25 protein-coding genes are annotated in these 26,235 nt (G+C 74.5%); 7 read left to right on the forward strand and 18 right to left on the reverse strand.

The annotated features are described in order from the left end of the window. Positions 1–4: 4 nt before the first annotated feature. The 8 genes from MET2598_RS0100555 to MET2598_RS0100590 form a co-directional block, all read right to left on the reverse strand. On the reverse strand, positions 5–1,009 hold the full coding sequence (locus MET2598_RS0100555) for a lipid A biosynthesis lauroyl acyltransferase (RefSeq protein ID WP_012334577.1): 1,005 nt from the start codon (positions 1,007–1,009) through the stop codon (positions 5–7). A 101-nt stretch (positions 1,010–1,110) separates the two neighbouring features. Next, a complete protein-coding gene (locus tag MET2598_RS0100560; RefSeq protein ID WP_012334576.1) occupies positions 1,111–2,133 on the reverse strand; it encodes a zinc-binding dehydrogenase in 1,023 nt (340 codons plus the stop codon). 155 nt (positions 2,134–2,288) lie between these two features. Then, complete coding sequence (locus MET2598_RS0100565) at positions 2,289–2,570, reverse strand: SH3 domain-containing protein (RefSeq protein WP_018259515.1); 282 nt, start codon at positions 2,568–2,570, stop codon at positions 2,289–2,291. A gap of 92 nt (positions 2,571–2,662) precedes the next feature. Next, entirely contained in the window at positions 2,663–3,433 is a 771-nt protein-coding gene (locus MET2598_RS0100570) for an SDR family oxidoreductase (protein WP_018259516.1), read from the reverse strand. Then, complete coding sequence (locus MET2598_RS0100575) at positions 3,430–4,695, reverse strand: beta-ketoacyl-ACP synthase (RefSeq protein WP_018259517.1); 1,266 nt, start codon at positions 4,693–4,695, stop codon at positions 3,430–3,432. The genes MET2598_RS0100570 and MET2598_RS0100575 overlap by 4 nt, the downstream gene beginning before the upstream one ends. Next, positions 4,692–5,837 carry a beta-ketoacyl-ACP synthase gene (locus MET2598_RS0100580; RefSeq protein WP_018259518.1) on the reverse strand — a complete coding sequence of 382 codons (1,146 nt, stop codon included), beginning with the start codon at positions 5,835–5,837 and terminating at the stop codon, positions 4,692–4,694. The genes MET2598_RS0100575 and MET2598_RS0100580 overlap by 4 nt, the downstream gene beginning before the upstream one ends. Then, a complete protein-coding gene (locus tag MET2598_RS0100585) occupies positions 5,834–6,298 on the reverse strand; it encodes a 3-hydroxyacyl-ACP dehydratase FabZ family protein (RefSeq protein WP_012334571.1) in 465 nt (154 codons plus the stop codon). The genes MET2598_RS0100580 and MET2598_RS0100585 overlap by 4 nt, the downstream gene beginning before the upstream one ends. 36 nt (positions 6,299–6,334) lie before the next feature. Then, complete coding sequence (locus tag MET2598_RS0100590; protein WP_012334570.1) at positions 6,335–6,622, reverse strand: acyl carrier protein; 288 nt, start codon at positions 6,620–6,622, stop codon at positions 6,335–6,337. Positions 6,623–6,967: 345 nt separating this feature from the next. Here MET2598_RS0100590 and MET2598_RS0100595 point away from each other — a divergent pair, with 345 nt between their 5' ends. Beyond that, on the forward strand, positions 6,968–8,053 hold the full coding sequence (locus MET2598_RS0100595) for an AI-2E family transporter (protein ID WP_018259519.1): 1,086 nt from the start codon (positions 6,968–6,970) through the stop codon (positions 8,051–8,053). Positions 8,054–8,080: 27 nt separating this feature from the next. Here the strand turns inward: MET2598_RS0100595 and MET2598_RS0100600 are convergent, their stop codons facing one another. Continuing rightward, complete coding sequence (locus MET2598_RS0100600; RefSeq protein WP_018259520.1) at positions 8,081–8,482, reverse strand: hypothetical protein; 402 nt, start codon at positions 8,480–8,482, stop codon at positions 8,081–8,083. A 264-nt stretch (positions 8,483–8,746) separates the two neighbouring features. On the opposite strand from MET2598_RS0100600, the gene MET2598_RS0100605 reads away from it, so the two are divergent. Beyond that, the gene (locus MET2598_RS0100605; RefSeq protein WP_018259521.1) at positions 8,747–9,808 is read left to right on the forward strand and encodes a sensor histidine kinase; all 1,062 of its coding nucleotides are present in this window, start codon (positions 8,747–8,749) and stop codon (positions 9,806–9,808) included. Positions 9,809–9,950: 142 nt separating this feature from the next. Here the strand turns inward: MET2598_RS0100605 and MET2598_RS0100610 are convergent, their stop codons facing one another. The 5 genes from MET2598_RS0100610 to MET2598_RS0100630 form a co-directional block, all read right to left on the reverse strand. After that, on the reverse strand, positions 9,951–10,136 hold the full coding sequence (locus MET2598_RS0100610) for a twin transmembrane helix small protein (RefSeq protein ID WP_012334566.1): 186 nt from the start codon (positions 10,134–10,136) through the stop codon (positions 9,951–9,953). A 102-nt stretch (positions 10,137–10,238) separates the two neighbouring features. Continuing rightward, positions 10,239–12,884, reverse strand: coding sequence for a TIGR02302 family protein (locus MET2598_RS0100615; RefSeq protein ID WP_018259522.1), 2,646 nt, complete (start codon positions 12,882–12,884; stop codon positions 10,239–10,241). An 87-nt stretch (positions 12,885–12,971) separates the two neighbouring features. Beyond that, positions 12,972–13,133 carry a hypothetical protein gene (locus tag MET2598_RS41970; RefSeq protein WP_018259523.1) on the reverse strand — a complete coding sequence of 54 codons (162 nt, stop codon included), beginning with the start codon at positions 13,131–13,133 and terminating at the stop codon, positions 12,972–12,974. 111 nt (positions 13,134–13,244) lie between these two features. Next, on the reverse strand, positions 13,245–14,516 hold the full coding sequence (lysA, locus tag MET2598_RS0100625) for a diaminopimelate decarboxylase (protein ID WP_012334564.1): 1,272 nt from the start codon (positions 14,514–14,516) through the stop codon (positions 13,245–13,247). Between the two features lie 328 nt (positions 14,517–14,844). After that, a complete protein-coding gene (locus tag MET2598_RS0100630) occupies positions 14,845–15,129 on the reverse strand; it encodes an LptM family lipoprotein (protein WP_012334563.1) in 285 nt (94 codons plus the stop codon). Between the two features lie 175 nt (positions 15,130–15,304). Here MET2598_RS0100630 and MET2598_RS0100635 point away from each other — a divergent pair, with 175 nt between their 5' ends. Beyond that, positions 15,305–17,410: an ATP-binding protein gene (locus tag MET2598_RS0100635; RefSeq protein WP_012334562.1), complete on the forward strand. Its 2,106-nt coding sequence runs from the start codon at positions 15,305–15,307 to the stop codon at positions 17,408–17,410. 38 nt (positions 17,411–17,448) lie between these two features. On the opposite strand, the gene MET2598_RS0100640 is transcribed toward MET2598_RS0100635, so the two are convergent. The 3 genes from MET2598_RS0100640 to MET2598_RS0100650 form a co-directional block, all read right to left on the reverse strand. Continuing rightward, positions 17,449–17,709, reverse strand: a complete 261-nt coding sequence (locus MET2598_RS0100640) for a 3',5'-cyclic-nucleotide phosphodiesterase (protein WP_018259525.1) — start codon at positions 17,707–17,709, stop codon at positions 17,449–17,451. A gap of 129 nt (positions 17,710–17,838) precedes the next feature. Then, positions 17,839–18,756 (reverse strand): hypothetical protein, encoded by a 918-nt coding sequence (locus MET2598_RS0100645; RefSeq protein WP_012334560.1) that lies wholly within the window; start codon positions 18,754–18,756, stop codon positions 17,839–17,841. A gap of 148 nt (positions 18,757–18,904) precedes the next feature. Further along, positions 18,905–19,510 (reverse strand): DUF1134 domain-containing protein, encoded by a 606-nt coding sequence (locus tag MET2598_RS0100650; RefSeq protein WP_012334559.1) that lies wholly within the window; start codon positions 19,508–19,510, stop codon positions 18,905–18,907. A gap of 131 nt (positions 19,511–19,641) precedes the next feature. Between MET2598_RS0100650 and MET2598_RS0100655 the strand changes: the two genes are divergently transcribed. Beyond that, positions 19,642–20,121 (forward strand): hypothetical protein, encoded by a 480-nt coding sequence (locus MET2598_RS0100655; protein WP_018259526.1) that lies wholly within the window; start codon positions 19,642–19,644, stop codon positions 20,119–20,121. Positions 20,122–20,124: 3 nt separating this feature from the next. Here the strand turns inward: MET2598_RS0100655 and MET2598_RS0100660 are convergent, their stop codons facing one another. Then, positions 20,125–20,961: a 3'(2'),5'-bisphosphate nucleotidase CysQ family protein gene (locus MET2598_RS0100660; RefSeq protein WP_012334557.1), complete on the reverse strand. Its 837-nt coding sequence runs from the start codon at positions 20,959–20,961 to the stop codon at positions 20,125–20,127. 603 nt (positions 20,962–21,564) lie between these two features. On the opposite strand from MET2598_RS0100660, the gene chpT reads away from it, so the two are divergent. From chpT to MET2598_RS0100680, 3 genes are all read left to right on the forward strand, one after another. Then, positions 21,565–22,212 carry a histidine phosphotransferase ChpT gene (gene chpT / locus MET2598_RS0100670; RefSeq protein WP_018259528.1) on the forward strand — a complete coding sequence of 216 codons (648 nt, stop codon included), beginning with the start codon at positions 21,565–21,567 and terminating at the stop codon, positions 22,210–22,212. Positions 22,213–22,797: 585 nt separating this feature from the next. Then, positions 22,798–25,602 (forward strand): hybrid sensor histidine kinase/response regulator, encoded by a 2,805-nt coding sequence (locus tag MET2598_RS0100675; RefSeq protein WP_026190435.1) that lies wholly within the window; start codon positions 22,798–22,800, stop codon positions 25,600–25,602. A gap of 107 nt (positions 25,603–25,709) precedes the next feature. Next, on the forward strand, positions 25,710–26,219 hold the full coding sequence (locus tag MET2598_RS0100680) for a chemotaxis protein CheW (protein WP_012334554.1): 510 nt from the start codon (positions 25,710–25,712) through the stop codon (positions 26,217–26,219). The last annotated feature ends 16 nt before the right edge of the window (positions 26,220–26,235 follow it).

Below are 26,235 nucleotides of genomic sequence, written 5' to 3' on the forward strand. Positions count from 1 at the left end.
ATCATCAAGCCCCCGTGATCGGCCCGACGGAAGTCACGTTAGCTTGAGCCGGGGCCGAGGACACGCCCGGCTGCTCCGTGCGCGGCAGCATCGCGGGCCGCCAGCGCCGGTGCATCCACATCCACTGGTCGGGATGCTCGCGCACCCATCCCTCGATCACCCGCGTCATCGCCTGCATGGCGCCGCGGACGTCCACCGCCCCGGCGGCGTCGCGGGGCAGGTCGAGGGCCGGGGTGAGTTCGAGCCGGAAGCGGTCCGCGCCGAGGCGGATCACCCGCACGCCGTGGACCGGGCACTCGTAGTGGCGCGCGAGCTTGGCCAGGAGCGGGTTGACCAGGACCGGCCGGCCGAAGAACTCGACCACCACCCCGCGGGTGAAGTGCTGGTCGACCAGCATCCCGAGATGGCCGCCGCGCTCGACCACGCCCTGCATGGCGAAGGCGGCGCCCGGGCCCGCCGCGGTGAGGCCGCCCATCGTGGCCCGGCGCACCTCGGCGACGAGGCGCTTGGCCGCCGGGTTGTTGGGCGGGCGGAAGACCGCGCTCGCCTCCAGGCCGAAGCGCGCCGCGCAGATCGCCGGCAATTCCCAGTTGCCGAGGTGCGCGGAGAAGATCAGGCCCGGCCGGCCGTCGTCGCGCAGCGCGAAGAAGTGCTCGATGCCCTCGACCTCGATCCGGCCGGGAGCCGGGGCCTGCGGGTCGTAATCGAAGATCTCGCCGAGATGGGCGTACTCGGCGCCGGTGCGGCCGAGATTCTCCCAGGCCCCGCGGGCGAGGGCGGCGATCTCCGCCTCGCTGCGCTCCGGAAAGGCCTGGCGCAGGTTGTCGAGGGCGGTGCGGTGCGCGGGCAGGCGCGGCCCGAGCGTCCGGCCGAGCCAGGCCCCGAAGCCGCCCGCCCGCCGCGGCCCGAGCAGGCTCGCGATGCCGAAGAGCAGGCGCACCAGCGCGATCATCGGCCATTCGGCGAGGCGGGAGGCGGTGCGGTACAGCCTCAACTTCAGGCGCAGCACGGGGGAACTCGCAGGTCGGGGCGGCGGGACCGGCCGGTGCCTGTCCGCCGCACGGGCTCAGAGAGGGGCGGGTCGGGCGCGCGGAAGACGCGCCCCGGGCCTCACAGGGTGGCGATGATCTTGCCGAAAACCTGGCGGGATTCGAGCCGGGCGAGCCCCTCCTCGAACCGCGCCAGGGGCAGCACCGTGTCGACGACCGGGGTCAGGCCGGCCGCCATCTTGGCCAGCGCCTCCGCGATGTTGGCGAGGCGGCAGCCGAACGAGCCGGTGATCCGGTACTGCTGCTGGAAGAGCTGCATCAGGTTCATGGTGGCGGAGACGCCCGAGGTCGAGCCGCAGGTCACCAGCCGCCCGCCGCGCTTCAGGCAGAGCAGCGAGCCGTTCCAGGTCTCGGCCCCGACATGCTCGAAGACCACGTCGACGCCCTTGCGCCTGGTCAGCCGCCGCACCTCGCCCTCGAAGCGCTCGCGGCGGTAATTGATGACGTGGTCGGCCCCCAGCGCCCTGGCCTTCTCGCCCTTGGCGTCGTCGCCCACCGTGGTGAAGACCGTGCAGCCGATCGCCTTCGCCATCTTGATCGCCGCGGTGCCGATGCCCGAGCCGCCCGCATGGACCAGGATCGACTCGCCAGGCTCCAGGCGGGCATTGTCGAACAGCATGTGCTGCACGGTGCCGAAGGCGATCGGCGCGCAGGCCGCCTCGACGAGGCCGACCCCCGCCGGGACCGGCACGACGAGCCGGGCCGGCATCACCACGCGCTCGCGCGCGAAGCCGTCGATGTGGAAGCCCATCACCCCGCCGACCTCCTCGCAGAGGTTGTCCCGGCCCTCCCGGCAGGCGCGGCAATGCCCGCAGGTGAGGGCGCCGTAGAGGGCGACCGGGTCGCCGGCCCTCAGCCCCGCCACGCCCTCGCCGACCGCCGCGACCTCGCCCGCGGCCTCCGCCCCCACGGTGAGCGGGAGCCGCCGCTTGGCGAAGGCCATGCCGCGGAAGCCCCAGACGTCGATGAAGTTGAGGCCGACCGCGCGGATCCGCACCTCGACCTCGCCCGGGCCGGGCGGGGGCGGCGCGTCGACCTGCGTCAGGCGCAGGTCGCGTTCGCCGAAGATCTGAAGGGCTTGCATGGTTCTGCTCGGGGTGGGGGCGAGGCCGGGCGCTGGGCCCGGGATGGAGTCCGGTGCGGGCGGCGCGGCGGCGCCGGGGAGCCGCGCCGCGGGGTGTCGGGAGACGTCATGGCCATCGGCCGCAGGATCCCGCAACGCGGCGCGCGAGGCCATCCTCACTCCGGCGCCAGGAACTTGCGTCGGGCCCAGCCGACGATGCGGCCGTACTTGACCCGGCACCACGTGCGCCCGCTCGGCGTGTCGGTGGTGCAGCCGAAGCCGCGCAGGCGCGCGTCCCAGGGGGCGCGGCCGACAGCCGGCGCGGTGGCGTCGGGCGCCTCGCGGATGCTGAGGGAATCGCCCGGGGGCACGTCGTCGACCCGGAACGTCTCGGATTGGGCGAGGGCCGCTCCGGTCGCGAGGACGAGAGCGGCCGCCGCCAGGCGGATGCGGCGCATCGCGCGAGGTCCCTGATTGCGCGCCGTCATCGGCGCAACCCGCTTCGGTGACGATGTTGGGCGCAGACAATGCGGCGGTTTCAAGAGCGCGCTCAGCCCCGGTGCACGCCCATCATGGCGGTGAGCCCGCCATCGACCGGGAGCACCGCCCCGGTGATGTAGGCGGCTTGCGGCCCCATCAGGAAGGCGACGAGCCCGGCCACGTCCTCGGGCGCGGCGAAGCGCCCCGCCGGGATCTGCTTCTCCATGGCGGCGCGGTGGGCCGCGTAGGGCGCCATCATGGCGGTGTCGACGAAGCCCGGCGCCACCACGTTCACGGTGACGCCGCGCCGGGCGCATTCGAGGGCCAGGGTGCGGCAGTAGCTGATGAGGGCGCCCTTGCTCGCCGCGTAGGCGGCGTTGCCCGGATTGCCGCGCAGGGCCGCCACCGAGCCGATCGCCACGATGCGGCCGGACTTCGCCCGGGTCATCGGCCGCACCAGCGCCTTGGCGAGGCGGGTGAGCGACCAGAAGTTCACCTGCATCGCCGCCTCGGCCCGGTCCTGGTCGAGCATGGCCGCGAGCGCGTCGGAGGACTGGCCCGCATTGTGCACGAGCCCGTGATAGCCGGTCTCCGCCGCCGCCTCCGCGAAGGCGTCGAGGCGCGCCCGGTCGGCGAGGTCGAGGGGGAGCGCCCGCACGGCCCGGTCCGGATGCGCCGCCGCGAGCTCCGCCGCCAGCGCCGCCGCGGCCTCGGCCGAGCCGCGGAAGGTGAAGTCGACGTCGTGGCCGGAGGCGGCGAGCGCCCGCACGACCGCGGCGCCGAGGCCCCGGGCCCCGCCCGTGACGAGGACGCGCCCGCCGCGCGCGGGGGAGGCGGTCACGCCGGCTCCGCCCCGAAGACCAGGCAGGTATTCTGCCCGCCGAAGCCGAAGGAGTTCGACAGGACGGTGCGCACCGGCAGGTCGCGGGCCCGCGTCACCACGTCGAGGGGGATCGCCGGGTCGGGCAGCGCGTAGTTCAGGGTCGGCGGCACGCGGCCGTGCCGGAGGGTGAGGAGCGAGACCACCGCCTCGACGGCGCCCGCCGCCGTCAGCGTGTGGCCGATCATCGATTTGTTCGAGGAGATCGGGACCGAGCGCATCCGCTCGCCCATCACCGCGAGGCAGCCCAGCGCCTCCATCTTGTCGTTCTCGGGCGTGCCGGTGCCGTGGGCGTTCACGGTGTCGATCCGGTCCGGGTCCAGCCCGGCATCGGCGATCGCCTCGCGGATCGCCGCGATGATCGGGGCGCCGTCGGGGCTGGAGCGGGTGCGGTGGAAGCCGTCGCCCTTCTCGCCGCAGCCGAGGACGTAGCCGAGGATGCGCGCCCCGCGGGCGGCGGCGGCCTCGGCCTCCTCCAGCACCAGGGCGGCGGCACCCTCGCCCATCACGAAGCCGTCCCGGTTCTTGGCGAAGGGCTTGGCGGCCGCCTCGGGCGGGTCGTTCTGGGTCGAGAGCGCGGAGAGCAGCGAGAAGCGGATCAGCGATTCCGGGTTCACCGACCCGTCGGTGCCGATGCAGAGCGCCGCCCGCATCTCGCCGCGGCGGATTGCCTCGACGCCGAGCTGGATCGCGGTCGCCCCGGACGAGCAGGCGGTCGAGAGGGAGATCGGCGAGCCCCGGGTGCCGAAGCGGTCGGCGATGCGGTCGGCCACGGTGCCGAAGATGAAGAGGTCGTGCCAGTCGTCGAAGCGGCGGGTGGCCGCCGCCCGCAGCAGGTCGGCGTAGGTGACCTCGCCCGTCGCCTGCGCCGCGAGAGCCTGGCGCTGCGGCCATTCCATCTCGACGGGCGGGACGGCGATGAAGAGCGCCCCCGGGAAATCGCCCGGCAGGCCCGCCTCGGCCACCGCCTCCTCGGCGGCGGCGGCGGCGAGGGCCTCCGACAGGACCGGCGCCACCATCGGCTCGGCAGCCAGGAAATCGACCGTGCCGGCGATGCGGGTGCGCAGCCCGTCGGTCGGGAACCGCGTGATGGCGTGGATGCCCGAGCGCCCGGCGGTGAGGGCGGCCCAGTTATCCGCCACCCCCCGGCCGAGCGAGGTCACCACGCCGAGGCCGGTGACGGCGACGAGCGGGCGTCCCTTGGCGTCGCGATAGGCACTCATCGGCCGGCCTCCCGGGCGGGCAGGATGCGCAGGACGCCCTCGCCGCGGCGGTGCCCGACCGCCGTCACGGCGACCTCGCGGGCCGCTCCCCGCGCCACCAGGGCGGCCGCCAGGGCCGCCCCGAAGGGGGCCGTCGCCTCGAGCGTGTGGCCGGTGAGGTCGCCGAGGGCGCTCACCCGCGCGCCGGGCGCGAGGTCGGCGAGGCGCTCCGCCTCCTCCCGCGTGATGCCGGCGCAGCCGGTGGCGCCGGAGATCACCGCGTCCGGCGCCTCGAGCCCCGCCTCGCGCCAGAGCGCCGTGAGGCTGGCGGCGACGCTGCCGGGTGCGCGCCGCGTGCGGTCGCTCGCCACCGCCGCGAGGCGCGCGAGCGGGGCCGCCCCGCGGGCCGCCGCGGTCTCGGCGGCCTCCAGCACCAGGAAAGCGGCGCCGCTGCCCAGGATGAAGCCGCCGCGCCCCTCGCGCCGGAAGACCGGGGCGTAGTCCGGCCGGTAGAGGTAGCCGCCCATCTCGTGGACCAGGAGCACGTCGGCGCGCTCCGCGTTATAGGAGCCGCCGACCAGCACGCTGTCGACCTGCCCGGCCGCGATGCGCGCGCCGGCGATCCGCAGCGCGTCGACGCCGCTCGATTCCTCGCCCATGAAGGTGCGCGAGGCGCCCGTCACCCCGTGCACGATGGCGATGTTGCCGGCGAGCAGGTTGGAGAGCTGCGCGAGGAAGAGGGTCGGGCGCAGGTCGTTCTGCAGCCGCTCGTTGAGGTAGGCGCCCGGATCGGCGGCGTCGCGCAGCCCGGTGAGGATCTGCCCGTCCGCCGCGTAGTCGCGCTCGCCGCCGCCCGCCGCCACGATGAGGTGGAGCGCGCCCTTGCGCGCCGCGTCGCCCTTGAGGCCGGCCGCGTCGAGCGCGAGCCCGGCCGCGTAGACGCCGAGCCGCTGCCAGGGCTCCATCTGCCGCTGGTCGGCCTTCTTGGGGATCTGCCCGTCGAGGGCGAGGGGCGCGACCGGGTGGACCGGCCAGGGCGCGAAGGTCTCCGCGTCGGTGCGCGGGCGCGCGCCTGCGGCGAGGGCCGCCAGGTGGGCGGCCACGCCCTCGCCCGCGCAGGAGACGAGCCCGAGGCCCGTGACGACGACGTCGCGGGGGCTCACGCGCCGGCCCCGTCGAGGAGGCCGATGGCGCGGGCGCGCGCCCGCATCGGGCCGTCGAGCCCGGCCGGGAAGGGCATCGTCCGGAAGCGCAGCTCCGCATTGCAGAGGGGCTTGCCCTCGGCGCGGATCGCCGCCTTCGTCACCGCGTAGCCCGAGCCGTCATGCTCCAGGCTCGCCTCGACGGCGAGGTCGGCGCCCGGCCCGACGAAGGCGCGGAAGCGCGCCTTGTCGACGCCCATCAGGAACGGCATGTGGGTGAAATCCGAGCGGGCGAGGAGGAGGTAGCCGGAGGCCTGCGCCATGGTCTCGGTCAGCAGCACGCCCGGCACCAGCGGGTGGCCGGGGAAGTGCCCCTCGAAGACCGGGCTCTCCTGCGGCACGCGGGCGAGCGCCTCGATCCGGCCTGCCTGCCGGTCGAGGGCGACCACCCGATCGATCATCTCGAAATATTCGAGCCGCATGCGCGCGGGGCCCCGGAGTCGCGTCAGACCGTCGCGTCAGACCTTGGCGGCCTTCTCGGCCACCAGGCCGTCGATGCGCGCGCAGAGGTTCTTGAGCACGAAGTACTGCTCGGCCGGAACCTTGCCCTCGTTGACCTCCTGGGTCCATTGTTCGAGGGGGAGCTTGATGCCGAAGGCCTTGTCGATCGCGAAGGCGATGTCCAGGAAGGCGAGGCTGTCGATGCCGAGATCGTCGATCGCGTGGCTCTCCGGCGTGATCGAGTCGCGCGGGATGTCGGCCGTCTCGGCGATGATGTCGGCAACGCGGTCGAAGGTGTCGGACATGGGCGTGCAGCCGCTTTCGTGATGAGGTCTGGCTCGACCCCGCGACGCATGGGCCTCCGCCCGAGCCCCCGGTCACGGACCGCGCTGACGTCGGCCTCGAGCTGTCTGGTTATACTCCGCCGATCGGGCGGGCCGGGCCGGCGGTGCGGATGCGCCGCCGCCCCGGTCGAGCGGCCCGCATACACGAGGGGGCCCCGGCGGGCAACCGCGGGACGGGGCCTCGGCTTCGCCGCAGGCCGCTTCGCCCCTCGCGCGGTGTGGGCAGGTTCCGGGCCGCGCGCCGCGGGGGCTCGCCCGGGCGGGAGACGCGGCATGGAGGGGAGGACCCATGGAGGGGAGAGGATCATGGAGCACGTCACGCTGCCGGGCAGGCGCCGGGAGCCGGACTCCTTCCACGCGGCGGCCCGGGTCGCCCTGGTGCTAGGCCTCGCGGCGGTCGGCCTGTGGACCCTGCACGAGTTCCTGCCGGCCCTCGTCTGGGCGGTGATCCTCGCCATCGCCCTGTGGCCGCTCTACGCCCGGATCGCCGGGCGGCACCGGGCCGGCGGGGCGGTCCTGTGGCCGGCCCTGTTCACCCTCGGGGCCGCCCTGGTGGTCCTGGTGCCGCTCGCGGTCCTGGCCGTGCAGGCGGCGCGCGAGGCCCGCGACGTCCTCCACTTCTGGCGCCAGATCGAGGAGCAGGGCTGGCCGGTGCCGGATTTCGTCGCGCGCCTGCCCTTCGGGGCGTCGCAGGTCGCGTCCTGGTGGCAGGACACGCTCAGCCACCCGGCGGGCTCCTCCGAACTCCTGCACCGCCTCGACCGCTCCTCGCTGCTCGGCGTCGGGCGCAGCTTCGGGGGCCAGATCGTGCATCGGGCGATGCTGTTCGGCTTCACGCTGCTGACCTTGTTCTTCCTCTTCCGCGACGGGCCGGCCCTGGCCGGCCAGGCCCTCGCCGCCTGCCGCCGCCTGTTCGGGCCGCGCGGCGAGCGCGTGGCGCACCAGATGGCCGCCTCGGTCCACGGCACCGTGGACGGCCTCGTGCTGGTCGGCCTGGGGGAGGGCGTCCTGCTCGGGATCGTCTACGCCTTCGCGGGGGTGCCGCACCCGGTGCTGCTCGGGGCCTTCACCGCGCTCGCGGCCATGATCCCCTTCGCGGCGCCGGTGGTGTTCGCGCTCGCGGCCGCGCTCGCGGCCGCCCAGGGCAGCCTGGTCGCCGCGGCGGTCGTGGTGGTCGCGGGCTTCGTCGTCACCTTCGTGGCCGACCACTTCGTGCGCCCGGCCCTGATCGGCGGCGCGACGCGCCTGCCCTTCCTCTGGGTGCTGCTCGGCATCCTGGGCGGGGTCGAGACCTTCGGCCTCCTCGGCCTGTTCCTCGGCCCGGCCATCATGGCCGCCCTGGTGCTGCTGTGGCGGGAATACACCGAGGGCGAGAGCGCCCCGGTGGCCTGAGGCGCAAGCGGGACCCTGCCGCCGCCGCTACGGGGCGATCGTCAGCGCGACCGACCAGTCGCCGTTCGGCCCGACCGCGCCGATGGCGGACAGGCAGGTGACGCCCGACCCGCTCGGCGTCGTCCGCACCGCCGGATAGGCCCAGGGGCCGGCCGGGGAGCCCCGCAGGCGCGAGAGGATCCAGGTGCAGGAGCGCATCGTGTCCGGCCGCGCGGCGCGCACTGAGCAGCCATTCGCGGTGGCGTGGGGGCTGACGATGGCGGCCGCCGCGCTGCCGCCGGCGGCGAGCGCCGGGGCGGGGGGCGTGCCCAGGCAGCCGGCGGGCGCCGACAGCGCGACCGGGACCGGGGTGGCGTTCCGGATGGTCGCCGCGACGACGCTCTGGCCGAGTGCGGGGCCGCTCGGGCCGACCAGGACGGCACCCGCCACCAGGACGTTCCGCAGGGCCTCCGCGCGCCGACCGGGCGCGGCCCGGGCGATGGGGGCGCGGCATAGCCAGGGCGAACTAGGCCGTCTGCACGGCTTGGCCGGGGCGGGAGATGGCTGATTGTGGGGATTTATTAACAAAGCTGCCATCAGCTCCCGCCGACCATGCCGCGATGCAGCGCCGGGTCGCGTCGGCCGGCTCCCCGGCCGCGGCGTCGCCCGGCCGCACCCGGCGGCCAGTACGGCGAGAGGCGGCCGCGACGGACCATGGACGACGAGATGACCGCGACGCAGGCCGCAACCTCCCTGCCCCCCTCGCGCCTGACCCGGCTCGAGCGCTGGACGCAGGCGACGCGGCAGGTGCGGCGCAGCCGGCGGCTGAGCGACGCCTGCGGGGTGGCCGCCTTCGCGGTCGCCCTCGCGCTCCGGTTCGCCCTCGACGGCATCCTGTCCTCCGGCTTCCCGTTCCTGACCTTCTTTCCCGCCGTCATCATCACCACCTTCGCCTGCGGCCCGCGGCCGGGCACGATCTGCGCCGTGCTGTCGGGCGTGGCGGCCTGGTTCGTATTCCTGACCCCGCGCTTCTCCCTGACGCTGACCGGCGAGAGCGCCCTCGCGCTCGCCCTCTTCGCCTTCATCGTCGGCGTCGACATCCTGGTCATCGCCTCGATGCAGAGCGTCTCCGAGCGGCTGCAGCGGGAGAAGGAGGTGTCCCACCGCCTGTCGGAGCAGCAGCGCGTCCTGTTCCAGGAACTGCAGCATCGCGTCGCCAACAACATGCAGTTCGTCGCCTCCCTGCTGGCGCTGCAGCGGCGGCAGGCGGCCGGCGACCCGCAGCGGGCCCTGCTGGCGCTCGATGAGGCGCGGACGCGCCTGGAGACGATCGCCCGCATCCACCGGCGGCTCTACGATCCCGACAGCCTCGACCGGCCGGTCGGCGAGTACCTGCAGGAGATCTGCTCGGACCTGATCGCGACGGCCGGTGCGGGGGAGATCGTCTGCCGGGTCGAGATCGAGCCGCTGCGCCTCGACCTGAGCCGCCTGACCACCCTCTCGCTGCTGGTGGTCGAGGTCGTCACGAACGCGCTCAAGCACGCCTTCCCGCCGGGCGGGCCGGGCACGATCACGATCCGCCTGGACCGCCTCGGGGCCGGGCGGGCCCGGCTCACCATCGCGGATGACGGGCGCGGCCTGTCCGCGGGTTTCGACCGGCAGGTCGGGTCGCGCCTGGGCTTCCGGATCGTTCAGAGCCTCGCCGCGCAACTCGGCGGGGAGATCCGCTTCGCCTCCGAGGGCGGCACCGTCGCGCGGCTCGATTTCGGGCTGTGACCGCGGCGGCCGGCCCCTCATCCCAGCGGCCCGGGATGCCGGCGCATCGGGCCGTCGACCCACTCGAAGGGTCGACACCGCGCTGACGGCGTGGCGAGAATGCGAGAACGGAACCGGCGGTCATGGGACATGACCGCCGGTCTCAGGCGCCGCGCCACCAGATCACGCCCATGATCAGCACGATCGCGACGAATTGCAGGAGCACCCGCAGCCGCATCAGGCGCTGCGAGAGGTTGGCGCTGCCGCCGCGCAGCATGTTGGCGAGGCCGAAGAGCAGCACGACCGCGACGGCGAGGCAGGCGATGAGGACGAGGGTGTCGGCGGACATCGGTCGGATCCGGAGGTGAGGCGAAGCCGGGCACCCGGCGTCGGACGATCGTCCGCGCAGGGAGCCCGGGCGTGGGGGCGGTCGGAAGGGGCGGCGGGCGCCTCAGTTGCGTCGCAGCAGCCGCTCGAAATAGTCGAGTTCCTCGCGGGCGCGGTTCGGGTCGCCGAGCTTGCGCCGCAACTCCTCCAGGATGCGGCGGGCGCGCTCGACGCCGGATTCCTCGGCGGTCGGCACCCGCACGTTGCCGTTCTGGTAGTCGCGGCTGCGGGTCGGGCGGCCGAGGGGATCGTTGTCGCGGGAGCCCTGGCGGCCCTGCTGGCCGGGCTGGCCGTTGCTCTGCTGGCCCTCGCCGGGCTGCTCGTCCTGGCCGTCCTGACCCATCTGCTGCATCTGCTGAGCCATGCCCTGGGTGCCGCGCTGCAGCCCTTCCAGGGCGCGGCCCTGGGCGTCGACCGCGCTGCCCTCCTGGCCCTGGCCCAGGGATTGCTCGGCCTCGCGCATGGCCTGCTCGGCATCGGCGAGGCCCTGCTCGCCCTGCATGCCGAGTTCCTTCATGCGCCGCTGCAGCTCCTCCAGCCGCTCGCGCAGGGCCTGCTGCCGCTCGCCGAGGCTGCCCTGGCCCGGCTGCTGGCCCTTCTGCCCCTTCTGCCCCTTCTGCCCCTGCTGTCCTGGCTGCCCCTGCTCGCCCTCGCCGGGCTGCTGGCCCGGGCGCTGGCCCTGGCGCCCGCGCGGGCCCTGCTGCTGGCGCTCGCCCTGCTGGCCGCTCTGGGGCTGCTGGCCGTTGCGGCCGAAGCGCCGCTCCTGGCCCTGCCGGAAGGTCTCGTCGCGCAGGCCCTGCTGCTCGCGGGCCATGGTCTCCAATTCCTGCATCGAGCGGTTCATCTCGCGCATGGCCGGGTCGGACATGCGCGATCCGGGCTGCGCCATCTGCAGGTTCTCCAGGATCCCGCGCAGCTGGTCGAGCAGCCGCTGCGCCTCCGCCACGTCGCCCCGCTTCATCGCCTCCTGCATCTGCTGGAGCATGCGGTTGAGGTCGTCGGGCGTGACGGTGCGGTCGGCCTGCTGCTGCCGGTTCGGGTCGCCGGATTGCTGGTCCCGCTGCTGGCGCTGCGCGAATTCCTTCAGGAACCGGTCCATCGCCTGCTTGAGGTCCTCGGTAAGCTTGCGGACCTCCTCGTCGGAGGCGCCGCGGTCGAGGGCCTCCTTCAGGCGGTCCTGGGCGGCGCGCAGGGCCTTCTCGGCGTCGGAGAGGTCGCCCTCCTCGATCTGCAGCGCCATCGCCCAGAGGAGGTCGGCCACCTCGCCGAGCGCCTCGTCGCTGCGGGCGGCGGTGAGGCGCCGCAGCGCCTCCTTGAGGCCGAGATAGACGCCCCATTGCGGCGTGAAGCGCTCGGGGGCGATCAGCAGCGCCTCCAGGGAGGTCTGCACCCGCGCCCGGCTGCCGTCCGGGTCGAGCACGAGGCGGCGGCGCTCCTCCGCGAGGGCGCGGGCGAGGGGCTGGGTGAAGACCCGGCCGGGCAGGGTCGTGGTCAGCGTCTCGCTGCGGCCCTCCTGGCCCGCCTCGTCCCGGGCGACGAGGGTGAGGCGCACCCGCGCCCCCGCCCAGGGATTGTCGGTCAGGTCGATGAGGGTGCGGGTGTCCTGCCCGCCCTGCGCCTCGGCCGGCAGGCTGAGGGCGAGGCGCGGCGGCGGCACGAGGCTGCGCGCCCCGCGCCGCAGCGGCTCGACCAGCCCCTCGGCGGAGGCGATGCCGTAATCGTCCTTGGCCCGGTAGGCGATCGTGAAGGTGCCGCGCCCGTTCGCCTCCGGCGGCCCCGCGAAGGCGATCTCCGGCGGCTTGTCGGGGATGGTCTCGACGGTGAGCCGGTGCCCGCGGGCGAGCCCGGTCTGCACCGAGAGGTCGGCGCTGCCGCCGGTCAGGGTGAAGCGCTCCTCGCGGAGTTCCGGCTTCTGCGGCCCGGCCGGCGGCACCGGCTTGAGGCCGCTCCCCGGCGTGACCGCGGCGTCCGCCGCCCCGGCGATGCGGATGACGAGGGTGGAGTTGATCGGCGCCCGCAGGTGCTGGTCGGATTCCGCGATCGCGACGATCAGCGGCGGCAGCCGCGTGTAGAGGGGCGGGTCGATCCAGCCGTCCACGCGGAAGGCGGGCGCCGCGGCCGGGGGGCCGCGCCAGTCGAAGGCCGCGGCGATCCGCTCGCCCGCCTCCGGCCCGGCCACGAAGGCGCCGGCCACCGCGGCGAGCAGCGCGCCGGCCCGCAGCGCGTAGGGATCGCGCCGCACCATTCCGGGTCGCGGGCCCGAGACCTTCAGGCGCCCGAGGGTCTGGGCGGCGCGCCGACGGTGCAGGTCCCAGAGCGCCCGGGTGGCCGGGTCCTGCCGGCCGATCGCGAGCGTGTCCTCGAGGGCGCGCGCCGGGCCGTGGCGCAGGCCCGCGTCGCGGTCGATCCGCGCCAGGGCCTCGCCGCGCGGCAGCGGGCGCAGGCGCAGGAGCGGCAGCAGGGCGGCCAGGAAGGCGAGGCCGAAGGCGGCGACGCCCGCCATGCGCCAGGACGGCGGCAGGTCGAGCCACAGCCCGAGCCAGGAGGCGGCGAGGAAGAGGAGCGCCACCGCGAGCCCCCGCCACAGGATCGGCCAGGCCCGCTCCCAGGCGGTGACCCGGGCGGCGCGGAGGACCAGCCGGTCGAGGCCCGCCCGCAGGGCCGGCGCATCGGACGGATGCTCCGCTCTCTTCGGCCCGGCCTCGCTCATCGGCTGCTCCCGCTCACGCCCGCCCGCCGAACCTCCCTCGCCGGACCGTGGGGGAGGCTAGCACGCGGGGCGCCGCCGACCAGCGGGTCAAATCCGCTCAGGCGTCCGGGCGCGGCCGGGCGGGTCCTGCGGGGCGTCCTTCAGCGCGGCGCGCACGGCGGCGAGCAGCGCGTGGTGATCCGCGGCGAGCTGGCGCGCCTGGGCGACGACGGCCTCAGCGCGGGCGGTGAGGGAGCGGGTTTGCGACATGGCGGGCCTCGAACCTGATGCCTGCAGCCTCGCACCCCCCCGTCGCCGCGCCGTTTCGCCGATCGGTCGCATTTGAGCGAATCCCGTCGCCCGGGGCCGCCCCGGCCGCGCTCAGGGCGCCAGCCAGTCGGGCACGCGGTCGAGACCGATCAGCTCCTCGTAGCTCTGGCGCGGGCGCACCACCGCGTGGGCGGCGCCGCGCACCAGCACCTCCGGCACCAGGCGGCGCGTGTTGTAGGTGCCGGCCTGCACCGCCCCGTAGGCGCCCGCGCTCATCACCGCGAGGAGGTCGCCGGGCGCCACCGCCGGCATCTCGCGGCCGAGCGCGAGGTAATCCCCGCTCTCGCAGACCGGCCCCACCACGTCCGCGGTGAGGCGCGGCGCCTCCGGGTCCGGCTGCCGCACCGGGCGCAGCGCGTGATAGGCCTCGTAGAGGGTCGGGCGGATCAGGTCGTTCATCCCCGCATCCACGATCACGAAGCTGCGGCCCTCGCCCTCCTTCACGTACACGACCCGGGTGACGAGGATGCCGGCATTGCCGGCGATCATCCGGCCGATCTCGAAGACCGGCCGCAGCCCCAGCGGCCGGAAGTGCGGGCGGATCACCGCCGCGAAGGCCGCCGGGTCCGGCGGCGGCGCGTTGTCGTCCCGGTAGGGGATGCCGAGGCCGCCGCCGAAATCGATGTGGTGGAGCCGGTGCCCCGCCGCCATCAGGTCGCGGGCGAGTTCGGCGAGCAGGGAAGCCGCGTTGTCGTAGGGGGCGAGATCCGTGATCTGGCTGCCGATATGCATGTCGACGCCCGCGACCGCGAGCCCCGGCAGCGCCGCCGCGCGGGCATAGACCTCGCGGGCGCGGCTGATCGGGATGCCGAACTTGTTCTCGGACTTGCCCGTCGAGATCTTGGCGTGGGTCCGGGCATCGACGTCGGGATTGACGCGGATCGAGACCGGGGCAGTCTGCCCGCGCGCCCGCGCCACCTCCGAGAGGGCTTCGAGTTCCGGCTCGCTCTCGACGTTGAAGCACAGGATGCCGGCGTCGAGCGCGACCGCCATCTCGGCGCGGGTCTTGGCCACGCCCGAGAACACGATCCGCTCGCCCGGCACGCCCGCCGCGAGGGCGCGGCGCAGCTCGCCCTCCGACACGATGTCCATGCCGGCGCCGAGCCGGGCCAGGCTGGCGAGCACCGCCTGGTTCGAATTCGCCTTCACGGCGAAACAGACGAGGGGATCGTCGCCCGCGAAGGCCTCGGCGAAGACGCGGAAATGCCGCTCCAGGGTGGCGGAGGCGTAGCAGTAGAACGGGGTGCCGACGGCCTCGGCGAGCCGCGCGAGGTCGACCTCCTCGGCGTGGAGCGTGCCGTCCCGGTAGGTGAAGTGGTGCATCGGGCTCTCGACGGATCTGCGGCTGGCGGCTTACGCAGATTTGCGCCGGCGCGCCAACGCCAATCTGCCCGGCCCCCTTCGCCGAAGCGGTCGCCGCTCGGGCGGCAGGAATGCGGCAGGAACCACGCGGGTCCGGCACCCCGAGCGGAATCGCCGCGCCCCCTGCTCGGTCGCCCGATCCGCCGCGGGGTCTCGCCGCGCGGGCCATCACGGCCTCTCAGCGGAGTGGCGCGCGGCAACTCCGCTTAGCCCTTGTTCTTGCATCATTTTCCGCTGACGCGGTGCTTCGGTTCGCCGCCGAAACGGTGACCCCTTCGGCGAAGGATGCTCAGAGCAGCGGATCGAGCGGGAAGGGTCCCCGGGGCACGGTGAAGCGCTTGCGGCTGTTGCCCGAGGATTGCCGCGAGGGCTGGGCGACGCCGGGCGTGTCGGGGATCTGCGGCAGGGCGGGATCGACATCCTCATCCTCGGCGCGCGCCGCCGCGCCCGACGTGCCGGGCAGGCCGGAGGCGGCCGGGGCGACCGCCTGGGGCGCTTCGAGCGGTCCGCGCCGGCCGCAGGCGCCGAGGAGCGCGACCGTACCGATCACGAGGAGGAGGCGGAGCAGGGTCATCCGGGATCCGAAGCGTGGCGGCGGCACCATAGCGGCGCGGACGCGGCGAGGCGAGCCCGGCCGGCGCGTCGCGCGCTGGGGACGGGCCGCAAGACGCCGCTCGCCATCGTGTTGCTGAACGGTTAAGCTTACGTAGTACGCGCATCGTCCCGATGCTGCGCGGAGAGGGAGATTCGTGAGTCTTTCGACGGTGCGCCTGCACCAGCTCCTCGTCGCCGCGGCCTTCCTGGTGCCGTGCGTGGTCCTCCTCGGGGCCGCGTGGTGGAACCGGACGGAGGTGCTGCGGGAGGCCGACAGCGCCGTCCAGCGCACGGCCGCAGTGATGCACGAGCACGCCTCGAAGGTCTTCGACACCGCCGAACTCGCCATGGACCGCGTCGACGACTACGTCTTCGACCGGCCCTGGGGCCAGATCGGGGCCCCGGCCACGAACGCCTTCCTGTCGACGCTCAAGGCGCCGCTGGCCCAGGCGGTGGCGGTCTGGGTGGTGGATCCCGAGGGCGTGGTGCGGGCGAGCAGCCGCGCGGGCGACGTCGGCGCGGCGCTGGCGGGCCGCGACATCTTCGCGGTGCACCGCGCCCGCGACATCGGGATCTATGTCGGGCCGGCCCTGCGCGAGGGCGAGCAGGAGACCTTCGCGGTGAGCCGGCGGCGCTCGACCGAGGACGGCCGCTTCGACGGCGTCATCGTGATCGCCCTCGGCACGGGCTATTTCGGGCGCTTCTACGCGGAGGTCGCGGCACCGACCGCCCACGAGGCGCTGCTCCTGCGCGCCGACGGGGCCGTCCTGGTGCGCGAGCCCGAGCGCGTCGGGGCCGAGCCGCGGCTCCCTCCGGGCGATCCGTTCATGCGGGCGATCCACGGCGGCCCGCAGGGCGGCTTCGCGGTCGCGACGCCCCCCGGGCGGCGCGAGGCGCGGGTGGCCTGGCGCCGGGTCGGGGATTACCCGGTTCAGGTCGCCTTCTCGGTCGAGAGCCGCGTCGCCGAGGAGCGCTGGTACGAGAACCTGCAGCTCTACGGGGCGGTCGCGACGGTCTCGGCCCTCACGCTGGTGCTGATGGCTTGGCTCGCCCTGCGCCGCGCCAGGGCCGAGGAGGAGGCGCTGGCGCGCCTCACCCGCGAGACGGCCCAGCGCGCCGCCGCCGAGGAGCGGCTGCGCCAGTCGCAGAAGATGGAGGCGGTGGGCCAGCTCACCGGCGGCATCGCCCACGATTTCAACAACCTGCTCGCCGTGATCACGGGCTCGCTGGAGGTGCTGCAGCGGCGCCTCGCCCGCGGCGACACCGACGTGGGCCGCTTCATCGAGGGCGCCCTCGACGGGGCGGACCGGGCGGCCAAGCTCACCCACCGGCTCCTCGCCTTCGCGCGCCAGCAGCCGCTGGAGCCGCGCCCCACCGACCCGAACCGGCTGATCACCGGCATGGTCGACCTCCTGCGGCGCACGCTCGGGGAGACGGTGACGGTCGAGACGCGGCTCGCCGTCGGGGTGCCGCCGATCTTCGTCGACCAGAACCAGCTCGAGAACGCGATCCTGAACCTCGCGGTCAATGCCCGCGACGCGATGCCGGGGGGCGGGCGCCTGACCCTGGAGACCGCCCGCGACGGCGCCCGGGACGGGCGCGCGGCGGTGGCGGTCACGGTGCGCGACACCGGGACCGGCATGCCGCCCGAGGTCGTGGCCCGCGCCTTCGAGCCCTTCTTCACGACGAAGCCGCAGGGCCGCGGCACCGGGCTCGGCCTGTCCCAGGTCTACGGCTTCGTCACTCAATCGGGGGGCGAGGTGCGGATCGACAGCGCCCCCGGTCTCGGCACCGCCGTCGTGCTGATCCTGCCCGTCTACGAGGGCAGCGCACCGGTCGAGGGGACGGGGCGCGGGCGCGTCGGCGGCCCCGCGCCGCCGCGTCAGGCCCGCACCGTGCTGGTGGTCGAGGACGACGCGATGGTGCGCCGGGCCAGCGCCGAGACGATCGGCGAACTCGGCTACCGGACGATCACCGCCCCGGACGGCGCGGCGGCGCTCGCCTGCCTCGACAGCAACCGGGACGTGGCGGTGCTGTTCACGGACGTGGTGATGCCGGGCCTCGACGGGCCGAGCCTCGCGGCGGAGGCGCGGCGGCGCCGGCCCGACCTCAAGGTGGTCTTCGCCACCGGGCACGGCCGCGAGGAGGGCCGGGAGGGGCCGCTGCCGGGACCCGGCGAGACCGTGCTGCGCAAGCCCTTCACCATCGAGGATCTCGCCGCCGCCCTGCAGGCGGTCTCGCGCGAGGAAGCCTCCGCCTGATCCGGGCAGCGGCGCCGCCCGTCCCGCCCTCGCGCCGCTCAGTTCTTGCTGCTGTTCTGCTTCAGGCCCTCTTCGTAGGCGTCGATCGCCCGTTTGCAGTTGACCGAGATCTTCTTCATGTTCTTCTCGAAGCAGCGGTCGACCTCGGGGCTCTCGGGCGGAAGATTGCCGCAATAGGTCAGGTAATCGCCGGTGCAGTATTTCTTCAGGGTCGGATCGTCCCGCTGCGCCAGGGCGGGGGCGGCGATCAGCGAGGCGCCCGCGAGCAAGAGAGCAAACGACGTCGGCTTGAGCGTCATGGCGTTGAGCCTCGCAGCTTGTGAGGGGATGGCGCGGAGATGGCCCGAAACGGCGGCCCTGGCAAGAGCGCCGCGGCGTTCGGGCGACGCGAGGTCAGGCACCGCGGCGGACCGCCCGGGCGAGGCCGCTCAGCGCGCCGCGGCCTGGGAGGGTATCGGGGTGGCCGGGGGCAGCCGCGGCTCGGCCCGGGCGGCGGGGCCGCGCGCCTGGGCCATCAGGGCCTCCGCCACCTCGACGATCCGGCGTTCCAGGGCCGCGTTCTCGGCGAGCAGCCGCTCGGCGGGCGGCGTCGCCTGCGCCTCGGCCAGGGCCCGGCGGGCGCCCGCCAAGCCTTCGAGGGCGGCCTGATGGGCGGGGCGGAGCGCGGCGAGTTCCTCCTCGGCGGCGACGTGGCGGCTGGTCAGGTCGGCGAGGGCGTCCTCCAGGGCCTGGATCTGGGCGCGGGCCCCGGCCGCGACGCTCTCGCCGATGCTGGCGAGGCGCTCGCGGGCCTCCAGCGCCTGCGCCTGCGCGAGGTCGCGGGCGGTCTGCGCCTCGCTCAGCGCGCGGCGGGTGCTCTCCAGCTCGGCCCGGCTGCCGTCGAGGTCGGCGAGGGCGCGCTGGTGCGGGCCTTCGAGGGCGCGCAGGGCCTCCTCGGCCGCCGCCCGGGCCACGCGCAGCTCGTCCCGCTCCGTCTCCACCGCGGCGAGCCGCGCCCGCGTCTTGGCGAGGTCCCGCTCCAGCCCGGCGAGGCGCTCGTCGCGCTGCGCCAGTTCGGTGGTGAGCGCCCCGATCCTGACGGCTCGCCGGCCGAGCTCCTCCATCTCGGCGCGGCGCTCGCCGCGCGCCTCCTCGACCTTGCGCTCGAGCTGGCGCTGCAGCACCGCGAACTCGGCCCGCAGATGGTCCTTCTCGGCGGTCAGCTCGGCGATCGACATCGGGAACTGGCTCTCCAGCCGCCGCCGCGCGAGCCGCTCGGCCCGCGCGTTGAGGGCGGGCAGGACGAGGAGCGCGCACAGGCTTGCGCCGAGGGCGCCCAGCGCGAAGATCATGACGGATTCGATCACGCGGGCAGAACTCTCATCGGGCGCTCGCCAGGGTTACGGGCCCGGGTTCCGGGACCGACCGGACCCTGCCACGGGACCGGGGCCCGGGCCAAGGCCCGATCGGGGTCGACACCGCGAGCGGACAAGTTCGACCAAGCAAGCGCCCAGCTCAGAACGGGTTCCAGGTCGGCGCCTCGGTGAACTTCAGATAGCCGACATTGATCCCGAACCGGGCGCCGACCCCGGTGCGGATCGGAACCACCACGATGTTGTCGGCGGTCGCGGCCGACATGCCGACGCCCCCGACCACGTAGGCCGACCCGTCCATCCCGACGAAGCGCCGGTAGAGCCCGCGCAGGGAGGGCAGGTTGTAGACCAGCATCATGGTGCGGGCGCCGTCGCCCCCGACGTCGAAACCCAGGGAGGGACCCTGCCAGTAGATCCGGCGCTGCCCGGCATTGCGGGTGTAGAGCGTGCCCTCGCCGTAGCGCACGCCGCCGATCACCGCGCCCGAGGCCTCCTGGCCGAGGATGTAGCCGTTCGGCTCGCCCCAGCGCCGGGCCGCCTCCTGCACCGCGAGCGCGAGGCCCCGGGTCGTCGCGCCGAAGAAGCGGTGGCCGGAATCGAGGATCTCCCGGCTGTCGAAGCTCTCGGGGCTCGGCTCCTGCGCGGCGGCGCGGGCCGCGAGCGGCGCGGCCGCAGCGAGGAAAGCCGCGGCGCGCAGCACCGCCCGGCGCGTCGGGCGCGCGGGGCCGGGGGATGGGGCGAAGAGCATCTGTTAGGCTCCCGGCGCTATGCATCGGGCCGGCGCGGGAGCCGGCCGAGGCGGAACCAAAGACGTCCGGCGGGGGACGGCGCCGCGGAAGGGCGGCCGGCCGGCGCCGGTCACGCCAGGATGCGCGCGATATGGGCAAGAACTCGTTAACGCGGCGCGGCGTGCTGTCGCTGGCCCTGGCCTGGCCGGCCGCCCCGGGCGCCGCCGAGGCCGGGAACGCGGTCCTGCCGGATCTCTACGCGGCCGACCCGCTCACCGGGATCGCGCTGCGCGGCCGCGACGCGGTCAGCTACGCCCTCGGCGACGGGCCCGTCCCGGGTCGGGAGGGGATCGAGATGCTCTGGGCGGGCCTGACCTGGCGCTTCGCCGGCCCGGCCAACCGCGCCGCCTTCGCGCATGACCCGGAGGTCTACGCGCCGCGGCTCGGAGGCTACGATCCTCTCGGCGTGGCCGATGGGCGGCTCGTGGGCGCCGACCCCGCGGTGCCGCTGCGCCGCGGCGACCTGCTCTACCTCTTCCGCAATCCGGAGCGCCGCGCGGCCGCCGACCCGGCCCTGCTCGCGGCCGCGGAGGCGCGCTGGCCGGCCCTGCGCCAGCGCCACGGCGTCTGAGGCTCAGGCGGCGGGCAGCACCACGCGGCTCGCATAGGCGGGATCGCCGAGCGCCGCGAAGGGCCCGTTGAGGTAGCCCGCCGCGCTGCGGCCGTAGCGGAACGGGCGGCCCGCCGGATCGACGACGCAGCCGCCCGCCTGGGTGAGGATGTGGTCGCCCGCCGCCGTGTCCCATTCCATGGTCGGGCCCGAGCGCACGTAGAGGTCGGCATCCCCGGCCGCGATCAGGCCGAACTTGAGGGCCGAGGAGGCCGGGCGGCGGCGGCCCACCGGCAATCCCGCCAGGCAGGTCTCGTCCGCCGCCTCGCCGTGGCTGCGGCTCACCAGGGCGACCATGCCCTCCGGCGGGGTCGGGCGCACCGCGATCGCGGCGGCGCGACCCGGCCGCCCGTCGGCGATCGGCGCCTCGACGGCGTGCTGGCCCGCGCTCCAGACCCGGCCGAGGACCGGGGCGGCGAGCGCCGCGGCGACGGGCCGGCCCTCCGCCACCAGGGCGATGTTCACGCTGTACTCGCCGGTGCCGCGCAGGAAGTCGCGGGTTCCGTCGAGGGGATCGACCAGGAAGAACAGGCGCGCCGCCTCCCGGCGGTTCGCCGTCTCCTCGGCGATCACCGGGATGGCGGGCCACCGCGCGTTCAGTTCCGCCACGATGTGGGCCTCGGCCGCGAGGTCGGCGTCCGAGGTCGGCGAGCCGTCCTGCTTCACGCGGTGGGGGCAGGACCCGGTCTCGTAGGCGCGCAGGATGGCGCCGGCCGCGCAGGCGATCTCGGCGAGGAGGGCGGCGACGGCGTCGCGCTCGGCCGCGTCCGGCACGCGGTCCTGGGTCAGGTCGACGGACATCGGGTCCTCATGCCCCGAGCCCGCGGGTTTGTCGATGGCGGTCCCGCCTGGCCAGGCGCGGGACGCTCTGCGGGGCGCTCGTCCGCGCCGCGCCTACCTCACCCGGGCGGTGCCGGCGCTGGAGGCGGTGCTCGCACCCATCCAGGAGCGGCTCCTCGCCTCGGACGCCGGCATGGTCGTCTGCGCCGCCGCCGACCGCAACGGCGCCCTGCCGGTTCGCAACGCCAAGTCCGCGGCCAAAAACGCGGCCAAGTCCGTGGCCAAGTCCGCGGCGGCCGGGGGATCCGGTCTGGAACGCCGCCAATTGCCGCAACCGCCGCATCGTCGACGACCGCGCCGGGCTGGTGGCGGCGCGCTCCGCCGCGCCGGTGCTGGTCCAATCCGACATCCGCGACATGGGCGGCGGGCAGCGCGTGCCCATGAAGGAGGTCGACGCGCCGATCCGGGTGCGCGGGCGGCACTGGGGCGGCTTCCGCACGGCCTCCCGCGCCCAATCCCTGCCGGCTGCACGCTTTCCAAACCGGTGCGGGGCCGCTATCCGTGCCGCTCCGCACACGGCGAATCCCGCGCCGGATGCCCCGGACCGGGCCCCGGAGACCCCCGATGATCACCGTCACGCTCGACGCCCTCGACCTCTCCGCGCTGCTCTGCTCCCGCGTGTGCCACGACGTGATCAGCCCGGTCGGCGCGATCGTGAACGGCCTGGAGGTTCTGGAGGACGAGGACGATCCGGGGATGCGCGACTTCGCCATCGACCTGATCCGCAAGAGCGCCAAGCAGGCCTCGGCGCGTCTCCAATTCGCCCGCATCGCCTTCGGGGCGGCGGGCTCGGTCGGGGCGACGATCGACCTCGCCGATGCCGAGGGCGTCGCCCGCGGCCTGTTCTCGGACGAGAAGACGAAGCTCGCCTGGAGCGCCCCCCGCGCCCTGTTTCCGAAGAACAAGGTCAAGCTCCTGCTCAACCTCGTGGTGATCGCCGTCACCACGATCCCGCGCGGCGGCCTGATCGACGTGGCGGTGACCGGCGAGGCCGAGGCGCCGGTCTTCGTGCTCACCTGCCGGGGCTCGCATGCGCGCATCCCGGCCCATGTCGAGGCGCTGATCGCCGGCAGCCCGGAGAGCGGCACGGTCGACGCGCACGGCGTGCAGCCCTACTACGCGGGCCTCGTGGCCCGGGCCGCCGGCATGACCGTCTCCTTCGGGATCGACGGCGACACCGTGACGATCCGCGCCGAGCCCGCCGCCGCCTGAGCCGCGCCGCACCGTTCCGCAGGCCGCGCCGCGCGCAGGGTACCGGCGCGAGGGCGCGCGCGCTGCGGCTGAGGGCGAGCGGCCCCTCGCGCGCGACCCGTCGCTCTCCCTCCGGCCGGCGGCCGCCCGCGCGCCCGTCGGCCGGCACGGGAGCCTCGCCGCGCAAGCCCCGAGCGTCCCGCCCCGAGCCCCTGGCGGGCCCGCGCGCCCGCGCTCTTGCCGCCGCGCAGGGTCGCGGCCCGCCTTCCGCCGCGCCGCGGCGCACGTGCCGTTGAGGAAAGAGCGCGGGAGTTCCGTGAAACGAATATTTTTCGCGAGTGGAGCGGCGCGCGTTCCGCCTGATGGATTAGTCCGACGGCGGATGACCGGGGCCGCGAAGCGCCTTCCGGGTGGCGCCTTATCTCATTGTCGTGACATGAATTCTCGCTGTCGCCGGCGGCACTCGGCCGGGCGCGGGACTCCGCTGCGTGACCCGCGCCCCTGCAACATCGCTCGGGGCCGATCGACTGTGGCAACGGATCATCAACGCTCCGGTGCCACTGTCATGGAGCGGGGAGGCCCTGCGACGATCGGCGAGTGGCGGACATGGACGATTTGCTGCGTGAATTCCTGACCGAGACCGGTGAACACCTGGATACGGTCGACCTGGAGCTCGTCCGCTTCGAGCAGGATCCGAACAACCAGACGATCCTCCGGAACATCTTCCGGCTCGTGCATACCATCAAGGGCACCTGCGGCTTCCTCGGACTGCCGCGCCTCGAGGCGCTGGCCCACGCGGCCGAGACGCTGATGGGCAAGTTCCGCGACGGGATGGGCGTCACGAGCGAGGCGGTGACGCTGATCCTGCAGACGCTCGACCGCATCAAGGTGATCGTCGCGGAGCTGGAGCGCACGGCGGCCGAGCCCGTGGGCGCCGACGAGGACCTGATCGGCGCCCTGGAGCGCATGGCCGAGGGCGAGGCCGCTCCCGCCCCGGCGCCCGCCCCGCCGCCGCCCGTCCCGATGACCACCGGCTCCCTGGTGTCCCAGACGCTGGAGCGGGCGCTCAAGCCCGACGAGGTCTCCCTGGACGACCTGGAGCGCGCCTTCCGCGACACGCCCGGGCCCGAGGCCTCGCCCGCGCCCATGACCACGGGCTCGCTGGTGCCGCAGACGCTGGAGCGGGCGCTCAAGCCGGGCGAGGTCTCCCTGGACGACCTGGAGCGCGCCTTCCGCGACACGCCCGGGCCCTCCGCGGCGCCCGCCAAGGCGGTGAGCGCGCCGAAGGCCGCGCCCGCTCCGGCCGAGGCGCCCCGCGCCGACGCCGCGCCCGAGACGGACGGCGCCGCCATCAACAAGGTGCAGACGATCCGGGTGAACGTCGACACCCTCGAGCACCTGATGACGATGGTCTCGGAACTGGTGCTGACCCGCAATCAGCTCCTCGAGATCGCCCGCCGGCAGGAGGACAACAGCTACAAGGTGCCGCTGCAGCGGCTCTCGAACGTCACCGCCGAGCTGCAGGAAGGGGTCATGAAGACCCGCATGCAGCCGATCGGCTCGGCGTGGCAGAAGCTGCCGCGGGTGGTGCGCGACCTCTCGTCGGAACTCGGCAAGAAGATCGACCTGGTGATGCAGGGCGCCGAGACGGAACTCGACCGTCAGGTGCTGGAGGTCATCAAGGACCCGCTCACCCACATGGTGCGCAACTCCGCCGACCACGGCATCGAGTCGGCGCTGGAGCGCAAGGCCGCGGGCAAGCCCGAGAAGGGGACGATCCGCCTCAACGCCTTCCACGAGGGCGGCACGATCACGATCGAGATCTCGGACGACGGCAAGGGGCTCGACCTCGCCACGATCCGCCGCAAGGCCGTGGAGCGGGGCATCGCCACCGAGGCCGAGGTCGAGCGGATGACCGACGCGCAGGTCGCGAAGTTCATCTTCCACGCCGGCTTCTCGACCGCCAAGGCCGTCACCTCGGTCTCGGGCCGCGGCGTCGGCATGGACGTGGTCAAGACCAACATCGAGCTGATCGGCGGCACCGTCGACATCCGCACCCAGTTCGGCCAGGGCACCACCTTCACGATCAAGATCCCGCTGACGCTCGCCATCGTCGCGGCGCTGATCGTCTCGGCCCGCGACCACCGCTTCGCGATCCCGCAGGTCTCGGTGCTCGAACTCGTGCGGGTGCAGCCGGGCAGCGACCACCAGGTCGAGCGCATCAACGGCTCGCCGGTGCTGCGCCTGCGCGACCGCCTGCTGCCGATCGTGCCGATCGCCGCCATGCTCGGCCTGGACAAGGATCCCACCACCGCCTCCTCCGACGAGGGCTTCGTGGTGGTGAGCCAGGTCGGGCGCCAGCGCTTCGGCATCCTGGTGGACGGCGTCTTCCACACGGAAGAGATCGTCGTGAAGCCGATGTCGACGAAGCTGCGGCACATCCCGCTCTTCTCCGGCAACACGATCCTGGGCGACGGCGCGGTCGTGCTGATCATCGACCCGAACGGGGTCGCCCGCATGGTCGGTTCCGGCACGGCGACCGGGCAGCCCGCGGAGGCGGATGCCGAGGCCGAGGAGGCGGCGGCGTCGGCCGATCAGACCGTCACGCTGCTGGTGTTCAAGGGCGGCGGCGACGCGCTGAAGGCGGTGCCCCTGTCGCTGGTCACGCGCCTGGAGGAGGTCGACGGCGCCAAGGTCGAGTGGGTGGGCGGGCGGCCGCTCATCCAGTACCGGGGCCGGCTCATGCCCCTGGTGCCCGTCGATCCCGATCAGGTGCTGCGGCGCGAGGGCGCGCAGGCCCTGGTGGTGTTCTCGGACGGCGAGCGCTCGATGGGCCTCGCGGTGGACGAGATCGTCGACATCGTCGACGAGGTGCTCGACGTCGAACTCACGGCGGACCGGTCCGACCTGATCGGCTCGGCGGTGGTGCGCGGGCGCGCGACCGAGATCGTCAACATCGCCCATTACCTGCCGCTCGCGCACGACGACTGGGCGCGCGCGCCGCGCCGCAAGGAGGAGCAGGCGCCGCGGCGGCTGCTCCTGGTCGACGACTCGGCCTTCTTCCGCGAGATGCTGACGCCCGTGCTGAAGGCCGCCGGCTACCGGGTGATCCCGGCCGCCAGCGCCGAGGAGGCTCTCACGGTGCTCACCGGCGAGACGCCGATCGACGTCGTCGTCGCCGATCTGGAGATGCCGGGCCGCTCCGGCTTCGACCTGATCGAGCAGATGCGCCGGACCGGGCCGCGCCTCGCCGAGATGCCGGTGATCGCGCTCGCCTCGAGCGTCGCCCCGGAGGGGATCGAGCGGGCGCGCGCCCTCGGGATCGCCGACTTCGTCGCGAAGTTCGACCGCAGCGGCCTCGTCGCCGCCCTCAACGAGATCACCGCGCCCAGCCTCGACGCCGCGGCCTGACCGCCGCCCCGGCCTGAGCGGCCCGCCCGCGGCGGTCCGCGCAGGCCTCCCGGCGCCCCGCCCGCGGCGGCGCCCTCCCGCAACCCGATGAGAACCGAGCGACGCCCATGATGGCCGCCAACAGCAACGTCGCCCGCGCGGGCGAGACCAGCTCCGCCGTGATCGGCGACACCATCGACTACGTCACCGTGACCCTCGGCGACGAGATGTTCGGCCTGCCGATCGACCGGGTCCACGACGTCTTCATCGCCACCAACCTCACGGACGTTCCGCTGTCGCCGCCCGAGATCAAGGGCCTGCTCAACCTGCGCGGGCGGGTGGTGACCGCGATCTGCCTGCGCCGCCGCCTCGGCCTGCCCGACCGGGTCTCGGAGGGGCGCGAGATGGCGGTGGGCTTCGAGCTCGGCGGCGAGGCCTACGGGCTCCTGGTCGATCAGGTCGGCGAGGTGATGAAGCTCTCCGCCGACACCTACGGGCCGAACCCGGTGCACATGGACACGCGCTGGCGCGCCGTCTCGCGCGGGGTGCACCGCCTCGACGGGCGCCTGCTGATCATCCTCGACGTCGACGCGGTCCTGGCCTTCGGCGACGACCGGGCCAACGCCTCGGCCGCCTGAGCAGGGACGCAGCGCG

Origin of the sequence: Methylobacterium sp. WSM2598 (assembly GCF_000379105.1) — a bacterium.
GTDB lineage: Bacteria > Pseudomonadota > Alphaproteobacteria > Rhizobiales > Beijerinckiaceae > Methylobacterium.